Here is a 16,376-nt window from a genome sequence, read left to right as displayed (position 1 = left end):
CCGCAGGCGCGGGTCGGTGGGCAGGGCGCGGGCCGGTTCGGGGGCCGGCCGCGGCCCGCCGTCGCTCAGAGCCGCCCGGCCGCCTTGAGCGCGAGGTACGTGTCCGCGAGCCGCGGCGCGAGCTCGTCCGGCAGCGCCTCGACGACCTCGACGCCGCGCTGGCGCAGCCGCACGCCGACGGCGGCGCGCTCGAGGAGGGCACGTTCGGCCGCCGCCGCGTCGAAGACCTCCTCCACGGTGCGACGCGCGGTCCGGAGGTCCTCGAGCTCGGGGTCGGCGACCGACGCGAGGACCACCTGGTGGCGCCGCGTCAGCTGGCCGACCACCTCGAGCAGGCCCTGCTCGACGGCCGCGGGGTCGAGCGACGTCAGCAGCACGACGAGCGCCCGCCGGCTCAGCCGCGACCGCACCTGGGTGACCAGGCCGGCCCAGTCCGTCTCCACGAGCTCGGGCTGCACGCCGGCGAGCGCCTCGGCCAGCCCCGGCAGGACGCGGCTCTGGTGCGTGTCGGCGACCCGGGCGCGCACCCGCCGGTCGTACGCGAGCAGCTCGACGCGGTCGCCGGCGTGCGCGGCGAGCACGCCGAGCAGCAGGGCGGCCTCGACCGACGCCTCGAGGCGCGTCGCGTCGAGGACGCGGGCCGCGCTCGTGCGCGACGTGTCGACGACGAGCAGCACGTGCCGGTCACGCTCCGGCCGCCACGTGCGGACCACGACCTCCTGGCGTCGGGCGGTCGCGCGCCAGTCGATCGAGCGCACGTCGTCGCCGTCGACGTACTCGCGCAGCGAGTCGAACTCCGTCCCGGCGCCGCGCACCTGCACCGCGGCGCGCCCGTCGAGCTCGCGCAGGCGGGCGAGCCGCGACGGCAGGTGCCGGCGCGACGCGAACTCGGGCAGCACGCGCAGCCGCGCGGGCACGGTGAGCGACACCTGGCGGCCGGCGAGGCCGAGCGGCCCGACCGTGCGCAGCGTGACCTGGTGCCCGGGCAGGTCGCCGCGGCGCGTCGGCACCAGCGGCGTCGTGACCGTGCGGGACTCGCCGGGCGGCACGTCGACCCGGTGCCGGGGCGTGCGCGCGCCCGTCGGCGCGTCGCCGTCGGGGAGCGCGGACGGCGGCCACGCGTCCCGCACGAGCGCCCGCACGCGGCGGTCGCCCACGGCCCGGAGCGTGAGCGCCGAGCGCGTCGCCTGCCCCAGCCGCACCGCGCGCGGCACGTCACGGGAGACGGCGACCTCGCGCGGGGACGCCGCGAGCGCCACGTCCACCGCGCACAGCACCGCCACGACGACCGCCCAGACCAGCACCGTCACGGGCGCGGGCAGCACCGCGACCGGCAGCAGCCCGGCGAGCGCGACGAGGACCGCGCGGGAGGTGACCGCCACGGCTCAGCGGGGGACCGGGACGGACGCGAGCACGGTGTCGAGCACCGACTCGGTGGTGACGCCCTCGATCTCCGCCTCGGCGCGCAGCTGCACCCGGTGGCGCAGGGTCGGGTGCGCGAGCGCCTGCACGTCGTCGGGGGTGACGTAGCCGCGCCCCGAGAGCCACGCCCACGCGCGGGCGGTCGCCAGCAGCGCGGTCGCGCCGCGGGGCGAGACGCCCAGCGCGAGGGACGGCGACGTGCGCGTCGCGCGGCACACGTCGACGACGTAGCCGAGGACCTCGGGCGCGACCTGGACGCGCGCGACCTCGGCCCGGGCGCGCGCGAGCTCGGCGGCGCCGGCCACCGCACGGACGCCCGCCGCGGCGAGGTCGCGCGGGTCGAAGCCGGCGGCGTGCCGGGCGAGGACCTCGACCTCGTCCGCGCGCTCCGGGAGCGGCAGCGTGAGCTTGAGCAGGAACCGGTCGAGCTGCGCCTCCGGCAGCGGGTAGGTGCCCTCGTACTCGACGGGGTTCTGCGTCGCGACGACGACGAACGGGTCCGGGAGGGGGCGCGGGACGCCGTCGACGGAGACCTGCCGCTCCTCCATGGCCTCGAGCAGCGACGCCTGCGTCTTCGGGGGCGTGCGGTTGATCTCGTCGGCGAGGAGCAGGTGCGTGAACACGGGGCCCTCGCGGAACGAGAACTCGGCCGTGCGGGCGTCGTACACGAGCGAGCCGGTCACGTCGCCCGGCATGAGGTCGGGCGTGAACTGCACGCGCTTGGTGCCGAGGGAGAGCGCGCCCGACAGGCTGCGCACCATGAGCGTCTTCGCGACGCCGGGCACGCCCTCGAGCAGCACGTGCCCGCGGCACAGCAGCGCGATGATCAGTCCCGTGACGGCGGCGTCCTGGCCGACGACGGCCTTGCCGACCTCGGCGCGGACGGCGGCGAGCGCGGCGCGCAGGTCCTCGGTCGGGGTGAGGGGCGCGGGTGCCCCCGGCGTGGGCGCGGCGGTGACCGGGCCGGCGGGGGCGGACGTCGCGGCGACGGCGGGTGCGGCCGCGGCCGTGGGCGCCGGCGGCTGCGGCGCCGCGGCGGGTGCGGGCGCCGGCGGGTAGGGCGTCTCGTCGGTCACGGTCGGTGAACCTCGCTCTCCAGGTGGTGCAGGTCGTCGGCGAGCCGCTGCAGGCCCGCGTCGTCGGTGGGGGGCGGTCCGTACAGCAGCTGCTCGACGTGGTCCGAGGGCCGCCCGGACGCGCGTGCCACGGCGTCGACGAGCGCGGGTGCCGGCGTCGAGCGCGGCAGCCCGAGCCGGTGCGCGGTGCGCGTCGCGGTGCCGGCCCGCAGGGCCGCGGCGGCGTGCCCGTGCGCCCGCCCGCGTCGGTACAGCCGCCCGCGCCCGCGCGTCGCCTCGGCCGAGCGCACCACCACGGGCAGCGGCTCGGCGACGACGGGACCGAGCCGGCGGGCGCGCCACAGGACGACGACCGCGAGCACGAGCAGCAGCCACAGCGTCACGGGGCGCACCCACGGCACGAGGTCGGTGAGCGACGCGCCGCTCTCGTCGGGGCGGGCGGCGCCGGCGTCGTCGAGGCTCGGGACGTACCAGACGAGGTGGTCGTGCCGCCCGAGCGCCCGCAGGGCCAGCGCGGCGTTGCCCTCGTCGGCGATCGCGTCGTTGGTGAGGGGGGTCAGGTCGGACAGCGCCGTGACGCGGCGGCCGTCCTGCTCGAGCACCACGTACGCGCCCTCGGTCGCGGGCCCGCCCGCGGGCGGGAAGCACACCGTGGCCCCACCCGTGGTGTCCTCCACGGACCCGGCGGCGGTGACGGTGCCGGCCGCGACGGCGTCCGGGTCGTCGCACGCCGCCGTGCGGACCCCGCGGGGCGACACGTCGCCGCCCGTCGTCAGGTCCGGCGCCACGAGGGACAGCGCCCACTCGGCGTCGACGAGGACGAGGTCGTTGTCGAGGGCGGCGAGGCGCTCGACCTGCTCGGGCAGCAACCACACGTCGCCGATCACGAGCACCGTGCCGCCGCGCGCCGCCGCGGCCTCCGCGGCGCTGGTGGTGCGGACGTACTCGACCTCCACGCCCTGCCGCCCGAGCACCTGCGCCAGCGCCCGCGCGCCGCCCGCGCCGGCGTTGTCGGGGGCGCCGGGCGTCGTGCTGGACGGCGGCGCGGGGAGCAGCAGCACGAGGACGCCCAGCACCACGACGGCCGCCACGACGAGCCAGGGACGCAGGCGCTGCCACCGGCCCGCGGCGCGCGTGCGGCCGGTCGTGCCGTCGCCGAGGACCTCGCCGGGGCGCAGCGTGATGCCGGTAACCGCGGCGGGAGCCGGGGGCGCGCTCACGCGGCACCGTCCGCGCCCGGGCCGCCGGCGCCCACGGCCGCCGGCACCCGACCGACCCGGGCGGCGCGCACGGCGGCGTCGACGTCGCGCATGCGCCGGTCGTCCTCAGGGGTCGCGCCGCGGTGCCCGTAGACCACGTCGTCGAACCGGTCGCCGCCGAGCGCCAGGTCGCCGGCCACCGCCGGGAGCGCGCGCGCCGCGAGGCCGGCCGCCTCGTGGGCGGTGCGGCCGGGCCGCTCGTCGAGGACACCGCGCTCCTCGAGCGCCCGCACGACGGCGCGGAACCGCTCGGCCACGGCGGCGGCCCAGTCGCCCGCCGTCGCGGCGGCGTCGGCGGCCGCGCGCAGGTCGTCGGCGGTGCGGCGGTCGTCGGCGGCCAGCACGGCCTGCGCCCGCCGCCGGGTCGCGACGCGGCCGCGCACCGGTCCGGCCACCCACAGCGCGATCGCGACGACGACGACCGCCACGCCGACCACCAGGGCCAGCGCGCCGAGCGGGGGCATGCCCACGACCTGCATGTTCGCGAGCTGCTCGCCGACCCAGCCGAGGAAGCGGTCGAGCAGCGACTCCTGCCGGCTGTAGGCGGGGTCGGCGAGCTCCTCGAGCACCCAGCGCCGCGCCGTCGGGGCGTCCGGGCGGACGGGGACGTCCGCGAGCACCGCGGCCGCCACGACGGCAGCCGTCACGGCTCGCTCGCCGCGCGGGCCAGCTCGAGGTCGAGACCCTCGCGGCGCATCCGGACGTCGACGTAGAGGAGTGCGACGAGCGCCGCGAGGAACGACGTGGAGACCGTCAGCCCGACGACCGAGCCGACCGCGGTCAGCACCACCGTGACCGTCGCGGACCCCGTCACGCCGGTCAGCAGACCCGCCAGGATGCCGGCGGGGACGAGGAACAGGGAGGTGACGACGGCGACCAGCAGCGTCGCGAGCAGGTACGTGCCGAAGAGGCGCCAGAAGCTGCCGCGCGTGAGGCGCCAGGCGCGTGCGACCGTCGCGCGGAACGGCTTGCCCTCGAGCACGAGCGCGGGGGGCACCAGGAGCGTGCGGACGGTCACCCACACGAGTGCGACGACGTACAGGATCCCGCCGAGCACGAGGAGCGCGAGCGCGGCCCCCTCCTGCTGCTGGCTGAACAGGAGCAGGACGAGCGCGAACCACGCGGCGCCCACGACGGCCTCCGCGAGCAGCACGAGCACGGCGAACCCGAGGACCCACCACACGCGGCGCGTGCGCAGGACCTCCCGCAGCTCGACGCGCCGCCCGAGGACGGAGCGGCTCACCGAGACGATGAGGAACCCCGTCAGGACGCTCGTCGCCGGCAGCAGCAGCGGCTGCGTCGCGGACTGCGCGAGGCCCATGGAGAACACCTCGCTGACCGCGCCCACGTCGGTGCCCGTGGCGTCCGTGCCCGCGAGGGCGTCGCCGAGCGACGCCGCGACGAGCCCGGCGACGTAGAGCTGCACGAGCGTCTGCAGCGCGACGGCCACCGTCGTGACGAGCGCCGCGAGCCCGAACATGACGACGGGGTTGTGGCGCACGGCGCGCACGGAGCCGTCGAGGATCTCGCCGAGGCCGAGCGGGCGCAGCGGGACGATGCCCGGCTGCAGCGGCGCGGGGCGCCACGGCCCGGGCGGGCCGGCGGGCGCCGGGCCGGCGGGACCGGCCGGCGGCTGCTGCCCCCACGGTGCGGCGGGCGGTGCGGCCGGCGCGCCCCAGCCGGGGGACGACGCGGGGGAGCCCCACCCGACCGGCGACGGGGGCGCGGGCGGCGGCACCGGGCCGGGCGTGGGCGCGGGGGCGGGGTCGGGAGTGGCTCCGGGAGCGGCCCCCGGCGCGGCCTCGGGAGCGGTCCCGGGGCGCCCCGCCGACGGGCTGACCCACGGCGACGAGGACGTGCCGTCGTCCTGCGGTGCGGTCATGCTCTCCACGGCTCCTCGGTGCGGCGTGCGGGTCCGGGGCCATCGTGCCACGCGCGGGGTCGACGACCGGCCAGGTCACGGGCGTGCGTGGACGGACGGCACCGGCCGGGGCCTGTGGTCGGGTCGCCGGCCGGGGACGTCACCCGCACGGCGGTGCGCGGCGCCCCCGGACGCACGTCCGACGGTGAGAGGATCACCGGCATGAGGGGACGCGTGCTGGTGGTCGACGACGACACCGCCCTGGCGGAGATGATCGGCATCGTGCTGCGCTCGGAGGGTTTCGAGCCGGTGTTCTGCGAGGACGGGGACGAGGCGCTGGGGGTGTTCCGGCAGACCCAGCCCGACCTCGTCCTGCTCGACCTCATGCTGCCGGGCCGTGACGGCAACGAGGTGTGCCGCCTCATCCGGGCGGAGTCCGGCGTGCCGATCGTCATGCTCACGGCCAAGAGCGACACGGTCGACGTCGTCCTCGGCCTGGAGTCGGGCGCGGACGACTACATCAGCAAGCCGTTCAAGCCCAAGGAGCTGGTCGCCCGCGTCCGCGCGCGGCTGCGGCGCAGCGACGAGCCCGCGCCCGAGCACCTCTCCATCGGCGACCTGTCGATCGACGTCCCCGGGCACCGCGTGGAGCGCGCCGGCCGGCCGATCTCGCTGACGCCGCTGGAGTTCGACCTGCTCGTGGCGCTCGCGCGCAAGCCGTGGCAGGTCTTCACGCGCGAGGTCCTGCTCGAGAAGGTGTGGGGCTACCGGCACGCCGCCGACACCCGGCTCGTCAACGTCCACGTGCAGCGCCTGCGCTCCAAGATCGAGACGGACCCCGAGCGTCCGGAGATCGTCGTGACCGTGCGCGGCGTCGGCTACAAGGCGGGCGTGCAGGGGACGTGAGGGTCGTGCCGTGGTCCGTGTGAGCGCCTGGGGGCGGCTCGGCCGCGTCCGGGCCGGTCGCCGGCTGCGGGGCGTCACGCGCTGGTGGCGCTCCTCGCTGCAGGTGCGGGTGCTCGTGTCGACGCTGGGCATCGGGCTGGTCGCGCTCGCGCTGCTCGGCGCGTACGTGGGCGACCGCATCAGCTCGGGCCTGTTCGAGGCCCGCCTGCAGCAGGTGCTCGGCGAGAGCGCCCGCAGCACGCGGCAGGCGCAGGACTTCTTCTCGTCCGCGACGGCGACCACGCGCGCCGACGTGCAGCAGCTGCTGCAGGACGTGACGGCGGCGCAGCGCGGGGGCGGCTCCGGCGAGCGCGAGGTCTTCGTCCTGCGCGCGCCCGGCCAGCAGTCGACGGTCGAGGTGGGGGCCACCGCCACGGACCGCACCCTCGTCGACCTCGTCAGCCGCGAGCTCAAGGAGGCGACCGCGGGCGGCGGCCAGCAGTGGCAGTCCGTGTCCGTGCCAGACGAGGACGGGCGGCCGCAGCCGGGGATCGTCGTCGGGCAGGACGTCACCGTGCCCGTGGTCGGCACGTACCAGATGTTCTTCCTGTACAGCCTCGAGGCCGAGCAGCAGCGGCTCGACTTCCTGCTGAGCACGCTGGCGCTGGCAGCCGCGGCGCTCGTCCTGCTCCTCGGTGCCATGACGTGGTCGGTGACGCGCCGGACCGTGCACCCCGTCCAGCAGGCCGCGCAGGTCGCGGAGCGGCTGGCCGACGGGCACCTGTCCGAGCGGATGACCGTGCGGGGCGACGACGAGATGGCGCGCCTCGCGCGCTCGTTCAACGAGATGGCGGAGGGCCTGCAGGACCAGATCCGGCGCATGGAGGAGCTGTCCACGCTCCAGCGCCGGTTCGTCTCCGACGTCTCGCACGAGCTGCGCACGCCGCTCACCACGATCCGCATGGCGGGCGAGGTCATCCACGCGTCACGGGACGACTTCGACCCGGCCGTCAAGCGGTCGGCCGAGCTCCTGCAGACGCAGCTCGACCGCTTCGAGGACCTGCTCGCCGACCTGCTGGAGATCAGCCGGTTCGACGCCGGCGCCGCGGTGCTCGACGCCGAGCGGCGGGACGTGCGCGACGTCGTGGTGCAGGCCGTCGACCACGCCACGACCCTCGCGCAGCGGCGCGGCTCGTTCCTCAGCGTGCGGCTCGGCGACGAGCCGGCGACGGCCGACGTCGACCCGCGCCGCGTCGAGCGCGTCCTGCGCAACCTGCTCGTCAACGCGGTGGAGCACGCCGACGGCAGCACCGTCGAGGTGACCGTCGGCGCCGACGCGCGCGCCGTCGCCGTCACCGTGCGCGACCACGGCGTCGGCATGACCGCCCAGGAGGCAGCCCACGTGTTCGACCGCTTCTGGCGCGCCGACCCGGCACGCGCCCGCACCACCGGCGGCACCGGTCTCGGCCTGGCGATCTCGCTCGAGGACGCCCACCTCCACGGCGGCCGGCTCGAGGCGTGGGGGCGTCCCGGCCGGGGCGCGTGCTTCCGCCTGACCCTGCCGCGGCGCGCGGGCATCGTCCTGGACGGCTCGCCGCTGCCGCTCGTCCCCGAGGAGGCGCCCGAGCGGGCGGAGGCCGCGCCGCTGCCCCGCACGGACCCGGCCGCCCTCCCCGAGCTGCCGGCGATGACCGGCGAGATCGCCGTCGTCGCGGACCTGCGCGACCCGACGCGCACGGACGTCGTGACCGACGCCGGACGCGCGGGCTCCACGGCCGCGGGCGGTGCACCGTGAGCCGGCGGCCGAGGGCGCGCGCCGCGGCGCTCCTCGCGGCGGCGTGCGCGGCCGCGCTCGCGGGCTGCGTCGCGCTGCCCACGTCCGGGCCCGTCACCGCGGGGGACGGCGAGGTGCGCGAGCAGGAGGGCATCGTCGTGCTCGCGCAGGGCCCGCAGGCGGACGCGGGGCCCGCGGAGATCGTCGAGGGCTTCATCCTCGCGGGCGCGGCGGAGGTCACGGGCGACTTCGCGGTGGCGCGGGAGTACCTCGCGGGCGACGCGCGCGCCGAGTGGGACCCGACGGCGGGCGCCACGGTGGCGCGCTCGGTCGAGTTCGAGGCGACCGGCGAGGCGCAGGTGACGGTCGAGCTCGACGTCGTCGGCAAGCTCGACGCGGGCGGCGTGTTCGCGGAGACGCCGCGGGAGTCGCGCGAGTCGGCCCGGTTCGAGCTCGTGCAGGACGGCGACGGCGACTGGCGCATCACGCACGCGCCCGACGGCGTCGTCATCACGCCCGCCAACCTCGACCAGCAGTACCGCTCGGCACGGCTCTGGTTCCTCGCACCGGGCGCCGACGTGCTCGTGCCGGAGGTGCGCTGGTTCCCGCAGCGCGACCGCAACCTGCCGACGGCCGTCGTCAAGGCGCTGCTCGCGGGGCCGTCGCCGTGGCTGCGCGACGCGGTGGAGACCGCCGTGCCCGCGGGCGTCGAGCTCAAGCCCGAGGCCGTGATCGTCAGCGACGGGGTGGCGGAGGTGTCGCTGCAGCCGGCCGGTGCCGTCCAGGACGCCGACCGCGGCCTGCTGCTCGCGCAGCTGGAGGAGTCGCTGCGCCCGCTCGGCATCGCGTCCGTGCGGGTCCGGGCCGGCGGCGTCGTGCTCGACGGCGGCGCGGCCGACGTGCCGCTGGTGCCTGGCGGCGAGCTCGAGGTCCTCGCGCAGGGGCGCGTGGTCGCGCCCGGCGCCGCGGAGCCCGCGCCGGTGGACGACGTCGCGCCGGTCGAGGGTGCGGCCCCGGCCGGGCTGGCGCGCGGCGCGGGGGACCTGCGCGTCGCCCTCGCGGACCCCGGCACGCTGGTCACGGTGCCGCGGGCGGGCGAGCCGCGGGAGGTCCTCGCGTCGGGCACGGCGTTCGCGGCGCCGTCGGTCGACCGGCACGGCTGGGTGTGGACGGCGCGCACCGCCACCGCGGCGCCGCTCGTCGCGGTGCGGCCGGGCGGCGCCCCGGTCGACGTGACGGGGGAGTGGCTCGCGGGCCGGACCGTGCAGGCGCTGCGGGTCTCGCGCGACGGCACCCGCATCGCCGTCGTGTCGTCCGGGCCGGACGGCGTGATCCTGGACGTCGCCGGCGTGGTGCGCGACGAGGCGGACGCCCCCCGCCGGCTCGGCACGCCGATCCGCCAGGGCGCGCGGCTGACGCCGACGGCGTCGGTCGTCTGGGTCGACGAGGTCACGCTGGCCGTGCTCGCCGAGGACGAGGCGGGGACCGTGCCGCACCTCGTCCCGGTGTCCGGCCGCAGCACCCCGCTGCCCGTCGTCGCCGGCGCGGTCGCGCTCGCGGCCGGGCGCGGCGAGCGCACGCTGCACGTCGTGACCGCGGAGGGCGACCTGCTGCGCTACGACGGGCGGACGTGGGTCAGCGTGCCGGGCGTCACGGGCGTCACCGGGGCGGCGTTCCCCGGCTGACCGCGGTCGTCCCCGGGGGCATGCGGTCCCGTGCCTGCGTCGGGCCGACCACAGCCCCGGCGCGGGCGGGACGCGTCCCCCGCGGCCGGGCCGGACCCGGACGACCGTGCGGGGCGCCGCGACGCTGGGGCGATGACCCGCGTCGACCGTCGCCTCGCCACCGGACCTGGCGGCAGTACCGCCGGCAGTGCCGCCGACGGTCCCGCCGACGGTCCCGCCGCCCGCGCCACGCGGGCGCTGCGCGGCGGCCTCGCCGACCTGCTCGGACTCGTCGTGCCGGTCGCGTGCGGCGGCTGCGGGTGCGAGGACGTGCCCTGGTGCCCGTCGTGCGCCGCCCTGCTCGCGGGCGCGCCGCGGCGGTGCGAGCGCGACGCGCCGCGGCTCGACCTCGTCGACCGGACGCTCGTGCCGGTGTGGGCGGTCGCGGCCTATGCCGGTGCGGTCCGGTCGGCGGTCGGCGCGTGGAAGGACGGCGGGCGGGCGGACCTCGACCGTCCGCTCGCCGCGGCCATGGCGTCCGCCGGGCGGCACGTCGCGGGGGTGCTCGGCCAGGGCGCGGTGCAGGGGGCGGGCATGCGGGCGGGCCGGGGCGCGCCGCCCGTCGTCGTCGTGCCCGTGCCGTCGACGGCCGCCGCCCGCCGGCGTCGCGGCCGCGCCCCCGTCGACGCCCTCGCCGCAGGGGTGGCGGACGGCCTGCGCGCCGGCGGCCGCACGGCCGGCGTGGGTCGGGCGCTGGCCCGCCGCGGCGGGGCGGACCTCGCCGGCCTGGGCGCGCGCGACCGGGTCCGCGCGGTCGCGGGGAGGGTTCGGGTGCGGCGTCCCGAGGGGCTCGACGGCGCCGTCGTGGTGCTCGTGGACGACGTGCTGACGACGGGCGCGACGCTCGCCGCGTGCGTGCGCGGGCTGCGGGGGGCGGGTGCCGACGTCGTCGGCTGCTGCGTCCTCGCCGCGACGCCGCCACGCTCCCGCGCCCGCGCCGCGCCGCCGACCGGGACCTCGGTCCCGGACCCGTGACCAGGAGGGCCGCCGGCGCGCGCACGGGCGACGCCGGGTGGCGCGGCTGTGCGCGGCGGAGTGCGGCCCGGGGGCTCCCGGCGTTAGCGTGGTGCCTTGGGAACGACGCCCCGCGCGACCGTCCTCGCTGGTGGGACGTGTGCGCGGCGAGGGAGGTGATGCCGCTCCTGTGCCCCTCGCGGGGCCACAGACGTACGTCCCGCCCGGGCGGGTGCATCCCGCCCCTGACCTCCCCAGGAGGCCCCCATGGAGATCGTGGTCGCCGGCCGGCACACCGAGGTGTCCCCGCGGTATCGCGCACACCTCGAGAACAAGCTCGCCAAGATCGAGCAGCTGGCCCCGCGCGCGCAGCGCGTCGACGTGATCGTGTCGCACGAGCCGAACCCCCGGCAGTCGGACAGCAGCGAGAGGGTGGAGATCACCGTCGTGGACAAGGGCCCGGTGATCCGCGCCGAGGCCTGCTCCGACGACGCGTACGCCGCCCTGGACCTCGCGCTGGGCAGGCTGATCGAGCGGCTGCGACGCTCGCGCGACCGGCGCAAGGCGCACCGCAGCCACGGTCAGGCGGTCCCCGCCGACGCGATGCCCCTGGAGCCGGGGGACCTGCCCGACGACGCGCCCGCGCCCGAGCCCGAGCCGGCGCGCGACGAGGACGGGGTGCTGGAGACGACGCTCGGCGACTCGCCCGTCGTCATCCGCGAGAAGATCCACCGCGCGCAGCCGATGACGGTGGACGACGCGCTCTACGAGATGGAGCTGGTCGGGCACGACTTCTACCTCTTCGTCGACGCCGAGACGGCTCAGCCCGCGGTCGCCTACCGGCGGCGCGGCTGGAGCTACGGCGTCATCAAGCTCGACGCCCCGGTGCGTGACGCGGGCGGCGCGGCGGAGGCCGTCGCCGGCTGACCCGGGCAGCACACGGGCAGCACACGGGCAGCACACGGGCACGGCAGCACGGGGCGGTGGCCGCACGGCGGTCGCCGCCCCGTGGCGTGCCGGCCGGTCGCACCCGGCCGGCCGTGTCGGTGGGGCGCGGCAGGATGCCGTCATGAGCGCCGTGCACCTGCGTCCCGAGCCGCGCGAGACGCTGACCGTCGCGCAGGTGCGCCGTGCCGCGCTCCGGGCGTCCGGGCTCGACCGGCCGCGGCCCGTGCGCGACGGCCCCGTGGGCACCCGGGGCCTGCAGGCGGTCGTGGACCGGCTCGGCCTGCTGCAGATCGACTCGGTGAACGTCCTCGCGCGAGCGCACCTCATGCCGGTGCACGCGCGCGTCGGCCCCTGGGACGTCACGGCGCTGGACCGTGCGAGCGGCACCGCGCCGCGCCGGCTCGTGGAGACGTGGGCGCACGAGGCCTCGTACGTGCCGCCCGCGACGTTCCGCGACCTCGGGTTCAAGCACGAGGCGTGGCGCGCCCGGGCGGCGAGCCAGGGCGCGCAGATCCACGGCGTCCCCCTGGACCAGGCGCCCGAGGTCACGGAGGTGCGCGCGCTCGTCGACGCGCAGGGCCCGGTCACGGCGCGCGAGGCGCACGAGCTCATGGGTGCCCGGCACGCCCGGTCGACCGAGCAGTGGGGCTGGAACTGGACCGTCGCCAAGCGCGTGCTGGAGTACCTGTTCGCGATCGGCGAGCTGACCTCGGCGGGGCGCAACGCCCAGTTCGAGCGCCGGTACGACCGGGCGGACCGCGTGCTCCCGCCGGCCGTCCGCGGCCTGCCGCCGGCGGACGAGGGCGACGCGCGGCGCCGGCTCGTCGCGACGGCGGCCCGCGCGCACGGGGTGGCGACGGTGCGCACGCTCGCCGACCACTGGCGCACGCGGGTGGACCGCACGCAGGCCGCCGTCGACGAGCTCGTCGAGGACGGCGTGCTCGTCCCCGTGCGCGTCGCGGGGTGGGCGGCGACGGCCTACCGGCACGTCGACGCGACCGTGCCGCGCCGGGCGACCGGCCGGGCGCTGCTCAGCCCGTTCGACCCGCTCGTCTGGGAGCGGGCGCGCACGGAGGAGCTGTTCGGCCTGCGGTACCGCATCGAGATCTACGTGCCGGCCGAGCGCCGCGTGTGGGGCTACTACGTGCTGCCGTTCCTGCTCGGCGACCGTCTCGAGGCGCTCGTCGACCTCAAGGCCGACCGGGGCCAGGGGGTGCTGCGCGTCGCCGCCGCGCACCGCGCGCCGGCCGGCCCGCCCGAGGGCGACGTGCACGACGACGCGTCGGTGGCGCGCGAGCTCGTCGCCGAGCTCCGCACGCTCGCGACCTGGCTCGGCCTCGGCGACGTCCGGGCGGACGGCGCGGCGGGGGACCTCGTGACCGCGCTCACGGCGGCGCTGCACGCGGCGGCGGACCCCCTGCCGTGACGCGCGGCGGCCCCCGCACGGCCCGGGCCGGTGTGACGGGCGCCCCACGGCGCCCCCGCACTCGCCTACGATGGACCGCGCCCGGTCGAGCGACCGGGACACGGACCGCCCCGGCGCTGCGCGCGGACGGGGCGCAGCACGTCGGGAGAGATGCGTGACGGCGATCCTCGAGAAGGTCCTCCGGCTGGGCGAGGGACGGGTCCTCAAGAAGCTCTCCGGCATCGCCGCGCAGGTCAACGCCCTCGAGGACAGCTTCACGTCCCTGTCGGACGCCGAGCTGCGCGAGGAGACCGACCGCTTCAAGGCCCGGCTCGCCGACGGCGAGACGGTCGACGACCTGCTGCCCGAGGCGTTCGCCGCGGTGCGCGAGGCGTCGCGCCGCACGCTCGGCCTGCGCCACTTCGACGTCCAGCTCATGGGCGGCGCCTCCCTGCACCTCGGCAACATCGCCGAGATGCGCACCGGTGAGGGCAAGACCCTCGTGGCCACGGCGCCCGCCTACCTCAACGCGCTGTCCGGCAAGGGCGTCCACGTCGTCACCGTGAACGACTACCTCGCCGGCTACCAGGCCGACCTCATGGGCCGCGTCTACCGGTTCCTCGGCCTCACCACCGGCACGATCCTGGCGAACATGACGCCCGCGCAGCGTCGCGAGCAGTACGCCGCCGACATCACGTACGGCACCAACAACGAGTTCGGCTTCGACTACCTGCGCGACAACATGGCGTGGAGCGTCGACGAGCTCGTGCAGCGCGGCCACCACTTCGCGATCGTCGACGAGGTCGACTCGATCCTCATCGACGAGGCCCGCACGCCGCTCATCATCTCCGGGCCCGCGTCGGGCGACACGAACCGCTGGTACGCCGAGTTCGCCAAGGTCGTGCGGCGCCTGCAGCCCGAGCGCGACTACGAGGTCGACGAGAAGAAGCGCACGGTCGGCGTCCTCGAGCCGGGCATCGAGCGCGTCGAGGACTACCTCGGCATCGACAACCTCTACGAGTCGCTCAACACGCCGCTCATCGGCTTCCTCAACAACGCCATCAAGGCGAAGGAGCTGTTCAAGCGCGACAAGGACTACGTCGTGATGAACGGCGAGGTCCTGATCGTCGACGAGCACACCGGCCGCATCCTCGCCGGCCGTCGCTACAACGAGGGCATGCACCAGGCGATCGAGGCGAAGGAGGGCGTGGCGATCAAGGCGGAGAACCAGACCCTCGCCACGATCACGCTGCAGAACTACTTCCGCCTGTACGACAAGCTCGGCGGCATGACCGGTACGGCCGAGACCGAGGCCGCCGAGTTCCAGGGCACGTACAAGCTCGGTGTCGTCCCGATCCCCACGAACCGGCCGATGATCCGCATCGACCAGAAGGACCTCGTCTACAAGAGCGAGGAGGGCAAGTTCGACGCGGTCGTCGCGGACATCGTCGAGCGCCACGCCAAGGGGCAGCCCGTCCTCGTCGGCACGACGAGCGTGGAGAAGTCCGAGCTGCTGTCGTCCAAGCTGAAGAAGCAGGGCGTCCCGCACGAGGTCCTCAACGCGAAGCAGCACGCGCGGGAGGCCGCGATCGTCGCGCAGGCGGGCCGCAAGGGCGCCGTCACGGTCGCGACGAACATGGCCGGGCGCGGCACCGACATCATGCTCGGCGGCAACGCCGAGTTCATGGCCGTCGCGGCGCTCGCCGAGCGCGGGCTCGACCCGGCCGAGAACGCGGAGGAGTACGAGGCCGCCTGGCCCGACGCCCTCGCCGAGGCGAAGGCGGCCGTCGCGGCGGAGCACGAGGAGGTCACCGAGCTCGGCGGCCTGTACGTGCTCGGCACGGAGCGTCACGAGTCCCGCCGCATCGACAACCAGCTGCGCGGCCGGTCGGGCCGTCAGGGCGACCCGGGGGAGTCCCGCTTCTACCTGTCGATGCAGGACGACCTCATGCGGCTGTTCAACTCGGGGCTCGCCGAGTCGATGATGACGCGCGCGGGCTTCCCGGAGGACATGCCGCTGGAGTCGAAGATCGTCACGCGCGGCATCCAGTCCGCGCAGTCGCAGGTCGAGGCCCGCAACTTCGAGATCCGCAAGAACGTCCTCAAGTACGACGACGTCATGTCGCGCCAGCGCGAGGTCATCTACGAGCAGCGTCGCCGCGTGCTCGAGGGCGAGGACCTGCAGGAGCAGCTCGCGCACTTCCGCACGGACGTCCTCACGGACTACATCGCGTCGGCGACCGCCGAGGGCCGGCCGGAGGACTGGGACCTCGACGCGCTGTGGACGGCGCTCAAGGGCGTGTACCCGGTCTCGATCACGCCGGACGAGGTCGTCGAGGCGGCCGGCGGCGAGACCCGCCTGTCGACCGAGCTGCTGACGCGCGAGGTCCTCTCGGACGCCGAGCACGCGTACGACGAGCGCGAGGCGCAGCTCGGCGCCGACAACATGCGCCAGCTCGAGCGGCGCGTGGTGCTCTCGGTGCTCGACCGCAAGTGGCGCGAGCACCTCTACGAGATGGACTACCTCAAGGAGGGCATCGGGCTGCGCGCGATGGCGCAGCGCGACCCGCTGGTCGAGTACCAGCGCGAGGGGTTCCAGCTCTTCAACGCGATGACGGACGCCATCAAGGAGGAGTCGGTCGCGTACCTGTTCAACCTCGAGGTGCAGGTCGCGCCCGCCGACGGCTCGGCCGAGGCGGTCCAGGCCGGTGCGCCGGTCGTGAGCGTGGAGTCCGCCGCGGCGGCGGCCGGCAGCGCGGGCGCGGCCGCCACGGCCGCGCGTCCCGCTGCCGACGCCCCGCCGGCCGGCCGGCTGGTCGCCAAGGGCATCGACGGCCCGGCCGAGCGCACGCCGCTGCAGTACACGGCACCCTCGGTGGACGGCGACGGGTCGGTCGTCACGCGGCGCGACGGCAACGGCGGCCCGTCGGGCGACCGTTCCGGCGGCGCCGGTGCGGGGGACGGCGCCAACCGCGCCGACCGCCGCAAGGCCTCGAAGCAGCGTAAGCGCTGACCCCTGCTCGCCGGCGTCGACCCGACGCCACCCCGCCCGGCGCCCGTCCGCACAC

Annotated in this window: 12 protein-coding genes; 7 read left to right on the top strand and 5 right to left on the bottom strand. The window is 77.0% G+C overall.

All coding sequences use genetic code 11. The features are described 5' to 3' along the window. Positions 1 to 65: 65 nt before the first annotated feature. The 5 genes from ACFUMH_RS05765 to ACFUMH_RS05745 all read right to left on the bottom strand — a co-directional run bounded on the left by ACFUMH_RS05765 (position 66) and on the right by ACFUMH_RS05745 (position 5,639). Complete coding sequence (locus ACFUMH_RS05765) at positions 66 to 1,382, bottom strand: DUF58 domain-containing protein (protein WP_378201768.1); 1,317 nt, start codon at positions 1,380 to 1,382, stop codon at positions 66 to 68. 3 nt (positions 1,383 to 1,385) lie between these two features. Beyond that, complete coding sequence (locus ACFUMH_RS05760) at positions 1,386 to 2,327, bottom strand: AAA family ATPase (RefSeq protein WP_378201851.1); 942 nt, start codon at positions 2,325 to 2,327, stop codon at positions 1,386 to 1,388. Positions 2,328 to 2,494: 167 nt separating this feature from the next. After that, positions 2,495 to 3,718 (bottom strand): DUF4350 domain-containing protein, encoded by a 1,224-nt coding sequence (locus ACFUMH_RS05755; protein WP_378201765.1) that lies wholly within the window; start codon positions 3,716 to 3,718, stop codon positions 2,495 to 2,497. Continuing rightward, the gene (locus tag ACFUMH_RS05750) at positions 3,715 to 4,404 is read right to left on the bottom strand and encodes a DUF4129 domain-containing protein (protein WP_378201762.1); all 690 of its coding nucleotides are present in this window, start codon (positions 4,402 to 4,404) and stop codon (positions 3,715 to 3,717) included. The genes ACFUMH_RS05755 and ACFUMH_RS05750 overlap by 4 nt, the downstream gene beginning before the upstream one ends. Beyond that, the gene (locus tag ACFUMH_RS05745; RefSeq protein ID WP_378201759.1) at positions 4,401 to 5,639 is read right to left on the bottom strand and encodes a glycerophosphoryl diester phosphodiesterase membrane domain-containing protein; all 1,239 of its coding nucleotides are present in this window, start codon (positions 5,637 to 5,639) and stop codon (positions 4,401 to 4,403) included. The genes ACFUMH_RS05750 and ACFUMH_RS05745 overlap by 4 nt, the downstream gene beginning before the upstream one ends. 201 nt (positions 5,640 to 5,840) lie before the next feature. Here ACFUMH_RS05745 and mtrA point away from each other — a divergent pair, with 201 nt between their 5' ends. The 7 genes from mtrA (at position 5,841) to secA (ending at position 16,321) form a co-directional block, all read left to right on the top strand. Beyond that, a complete protein-coding gene (gene mtrA, locus ACFUMH_RS05740; RefSeq protein WP_378201756.1) occupies positions 5,841 to 6,524 on the top strand; it encodes an MtrAB system response regulator MtrA in 684 nt (227 codons plus the stop codon). A gap of 19 nt (positions 6,525 to 6,543) precedes the next feature. Next, entirely contained in the window at positions 6,544 to 8,298 is a 1,755-nt protein-coding gene (gene mtrB / locus ACFUMH_RS05735) for an MtrAB system histidine kinase MtrB (protein WP_378201753.1), read from the top strand. Next, positions 8,295 to 9,962, top strand: a complete 1,668-nt coding sequence (locus ACFUMH_RS05730) for an LpqB family beta-propeller domain-containing protein (protein ID WP_378201750.1) — start codon at positions 8,295 to 8,297, stop codon at positions 9,960 to 9,962. The genes mtrB and ACFUMH_RS05730 overlap by 4 nt, the downstream gene beginning before the upstream one ends. Before the next feature lie 132 nt (positions 9,963 to 10,094). After that, positions 10,095 to 10,976, top strand: coding sequence for a ComF family protein (locus tag ACFUMH_RS05725; protein WP_378201747.1), 882 nt, complete (start codon positions 10,095 to 10,097; stop codon positions 10,974 to 10,976). Between the two features lie 246 nt (positions 10,977 to 11,222). Continuing rightward, on the top strand, positions 11,223 to 11,882 hold the full coding sequence (gene hpf / locus ACFUMH_RS05720) for a ribosome hibernation-promoting factor, HPF/YfiA family (protein WP_378201744.1): 660 nt from the start codon (positions 11,223 to 11,225) through the stop codon (positions 11,880 to 11,882). Between the two features lie 142 nt (positions 11,883 to 12,024). Then, positions 12,025 to 13,329 carry a winged helix-turn-helix domain-containing protein gene (locus ACFUMH_RS05715; RefSeq protein WP_378201741.1) on the top strand — a complete coding sequence of 435 codons (1,305 nt, stop codon included), beginning with the start codon at positions 12,025 to 12,027 and terminating at the stop codon, positions 13,327 to 13,329. 154 nt (positions 13,330 to 13,483) lie between these two features. Beyond that, positions 13,484 to 16,321 carry a preprotein translocase subunit SecA gene (gene secA / locus ACFUMH_RS05710; protein WP_378201738.1) on the top strand — a complete coding sequence of 946 codons (2,838 nt, stop codon included), beginning with the start codon at positions 13,484 to 13,486 and terminating at the stop codon, positions 16,319 to 16,321. The last annotated feature ends 55 nt before the right edge of the window (positions 16,322 to 16,376 follow it).

The organism is Cellulomonas sp. NPDC057328 (assembly GCF_042667215.1).
Classification (GTDB): Bacteria; Actinomycetota; Actinomycetes; order Actinomycetales; family Cellulomonadaceae; genus Cellulomonas.
The sequence above is the reverse complement of the archived record's forward strand: the minus strand, read 5'-3'. Positions and strand labels throughout refer to the sequence as shown.

Excerpts from the sequence above, each read along its gene's own strand:
- ACFUMH_RS05745 (WP_378201759.1), bottom strand. The coding sequence starts at position 5,639 with ATGACCGCACCGCAGGACGACGGCACGTCCTCGTCGCCGTGGGTCAGC.
- hpf (WP_378201744.1), top strand. The coding sequence starts at position 11,223 with ATGGAGATCGTGGTCGCCGGCCGGCACACCGAGGTGTCCCCGCGGTAT.
- ACFUMH_RS05715 (WP_378201741.1), top strand. The coding sequence starts at position 12,025 with ATGAGCGCCGTGCACCTGCGTCCCGAGCCGCGCGAGACGCTGACCGTC.
- mtrA (WP_378201756.1), top strand. The coding sequence starts at position 5,841 with ATGAGGGGACGCGTGCTGGTGGTCGACGACGACACCGCCCTGGCGGAG.
- ACFUMH_RS05725 (WP_378201747.1), top strand. The coding sequence starts at position 10,095 with ATGACCCGCGTCGACCGTCGCCTCGCCACCGGACCTGGCGGCAGTACC.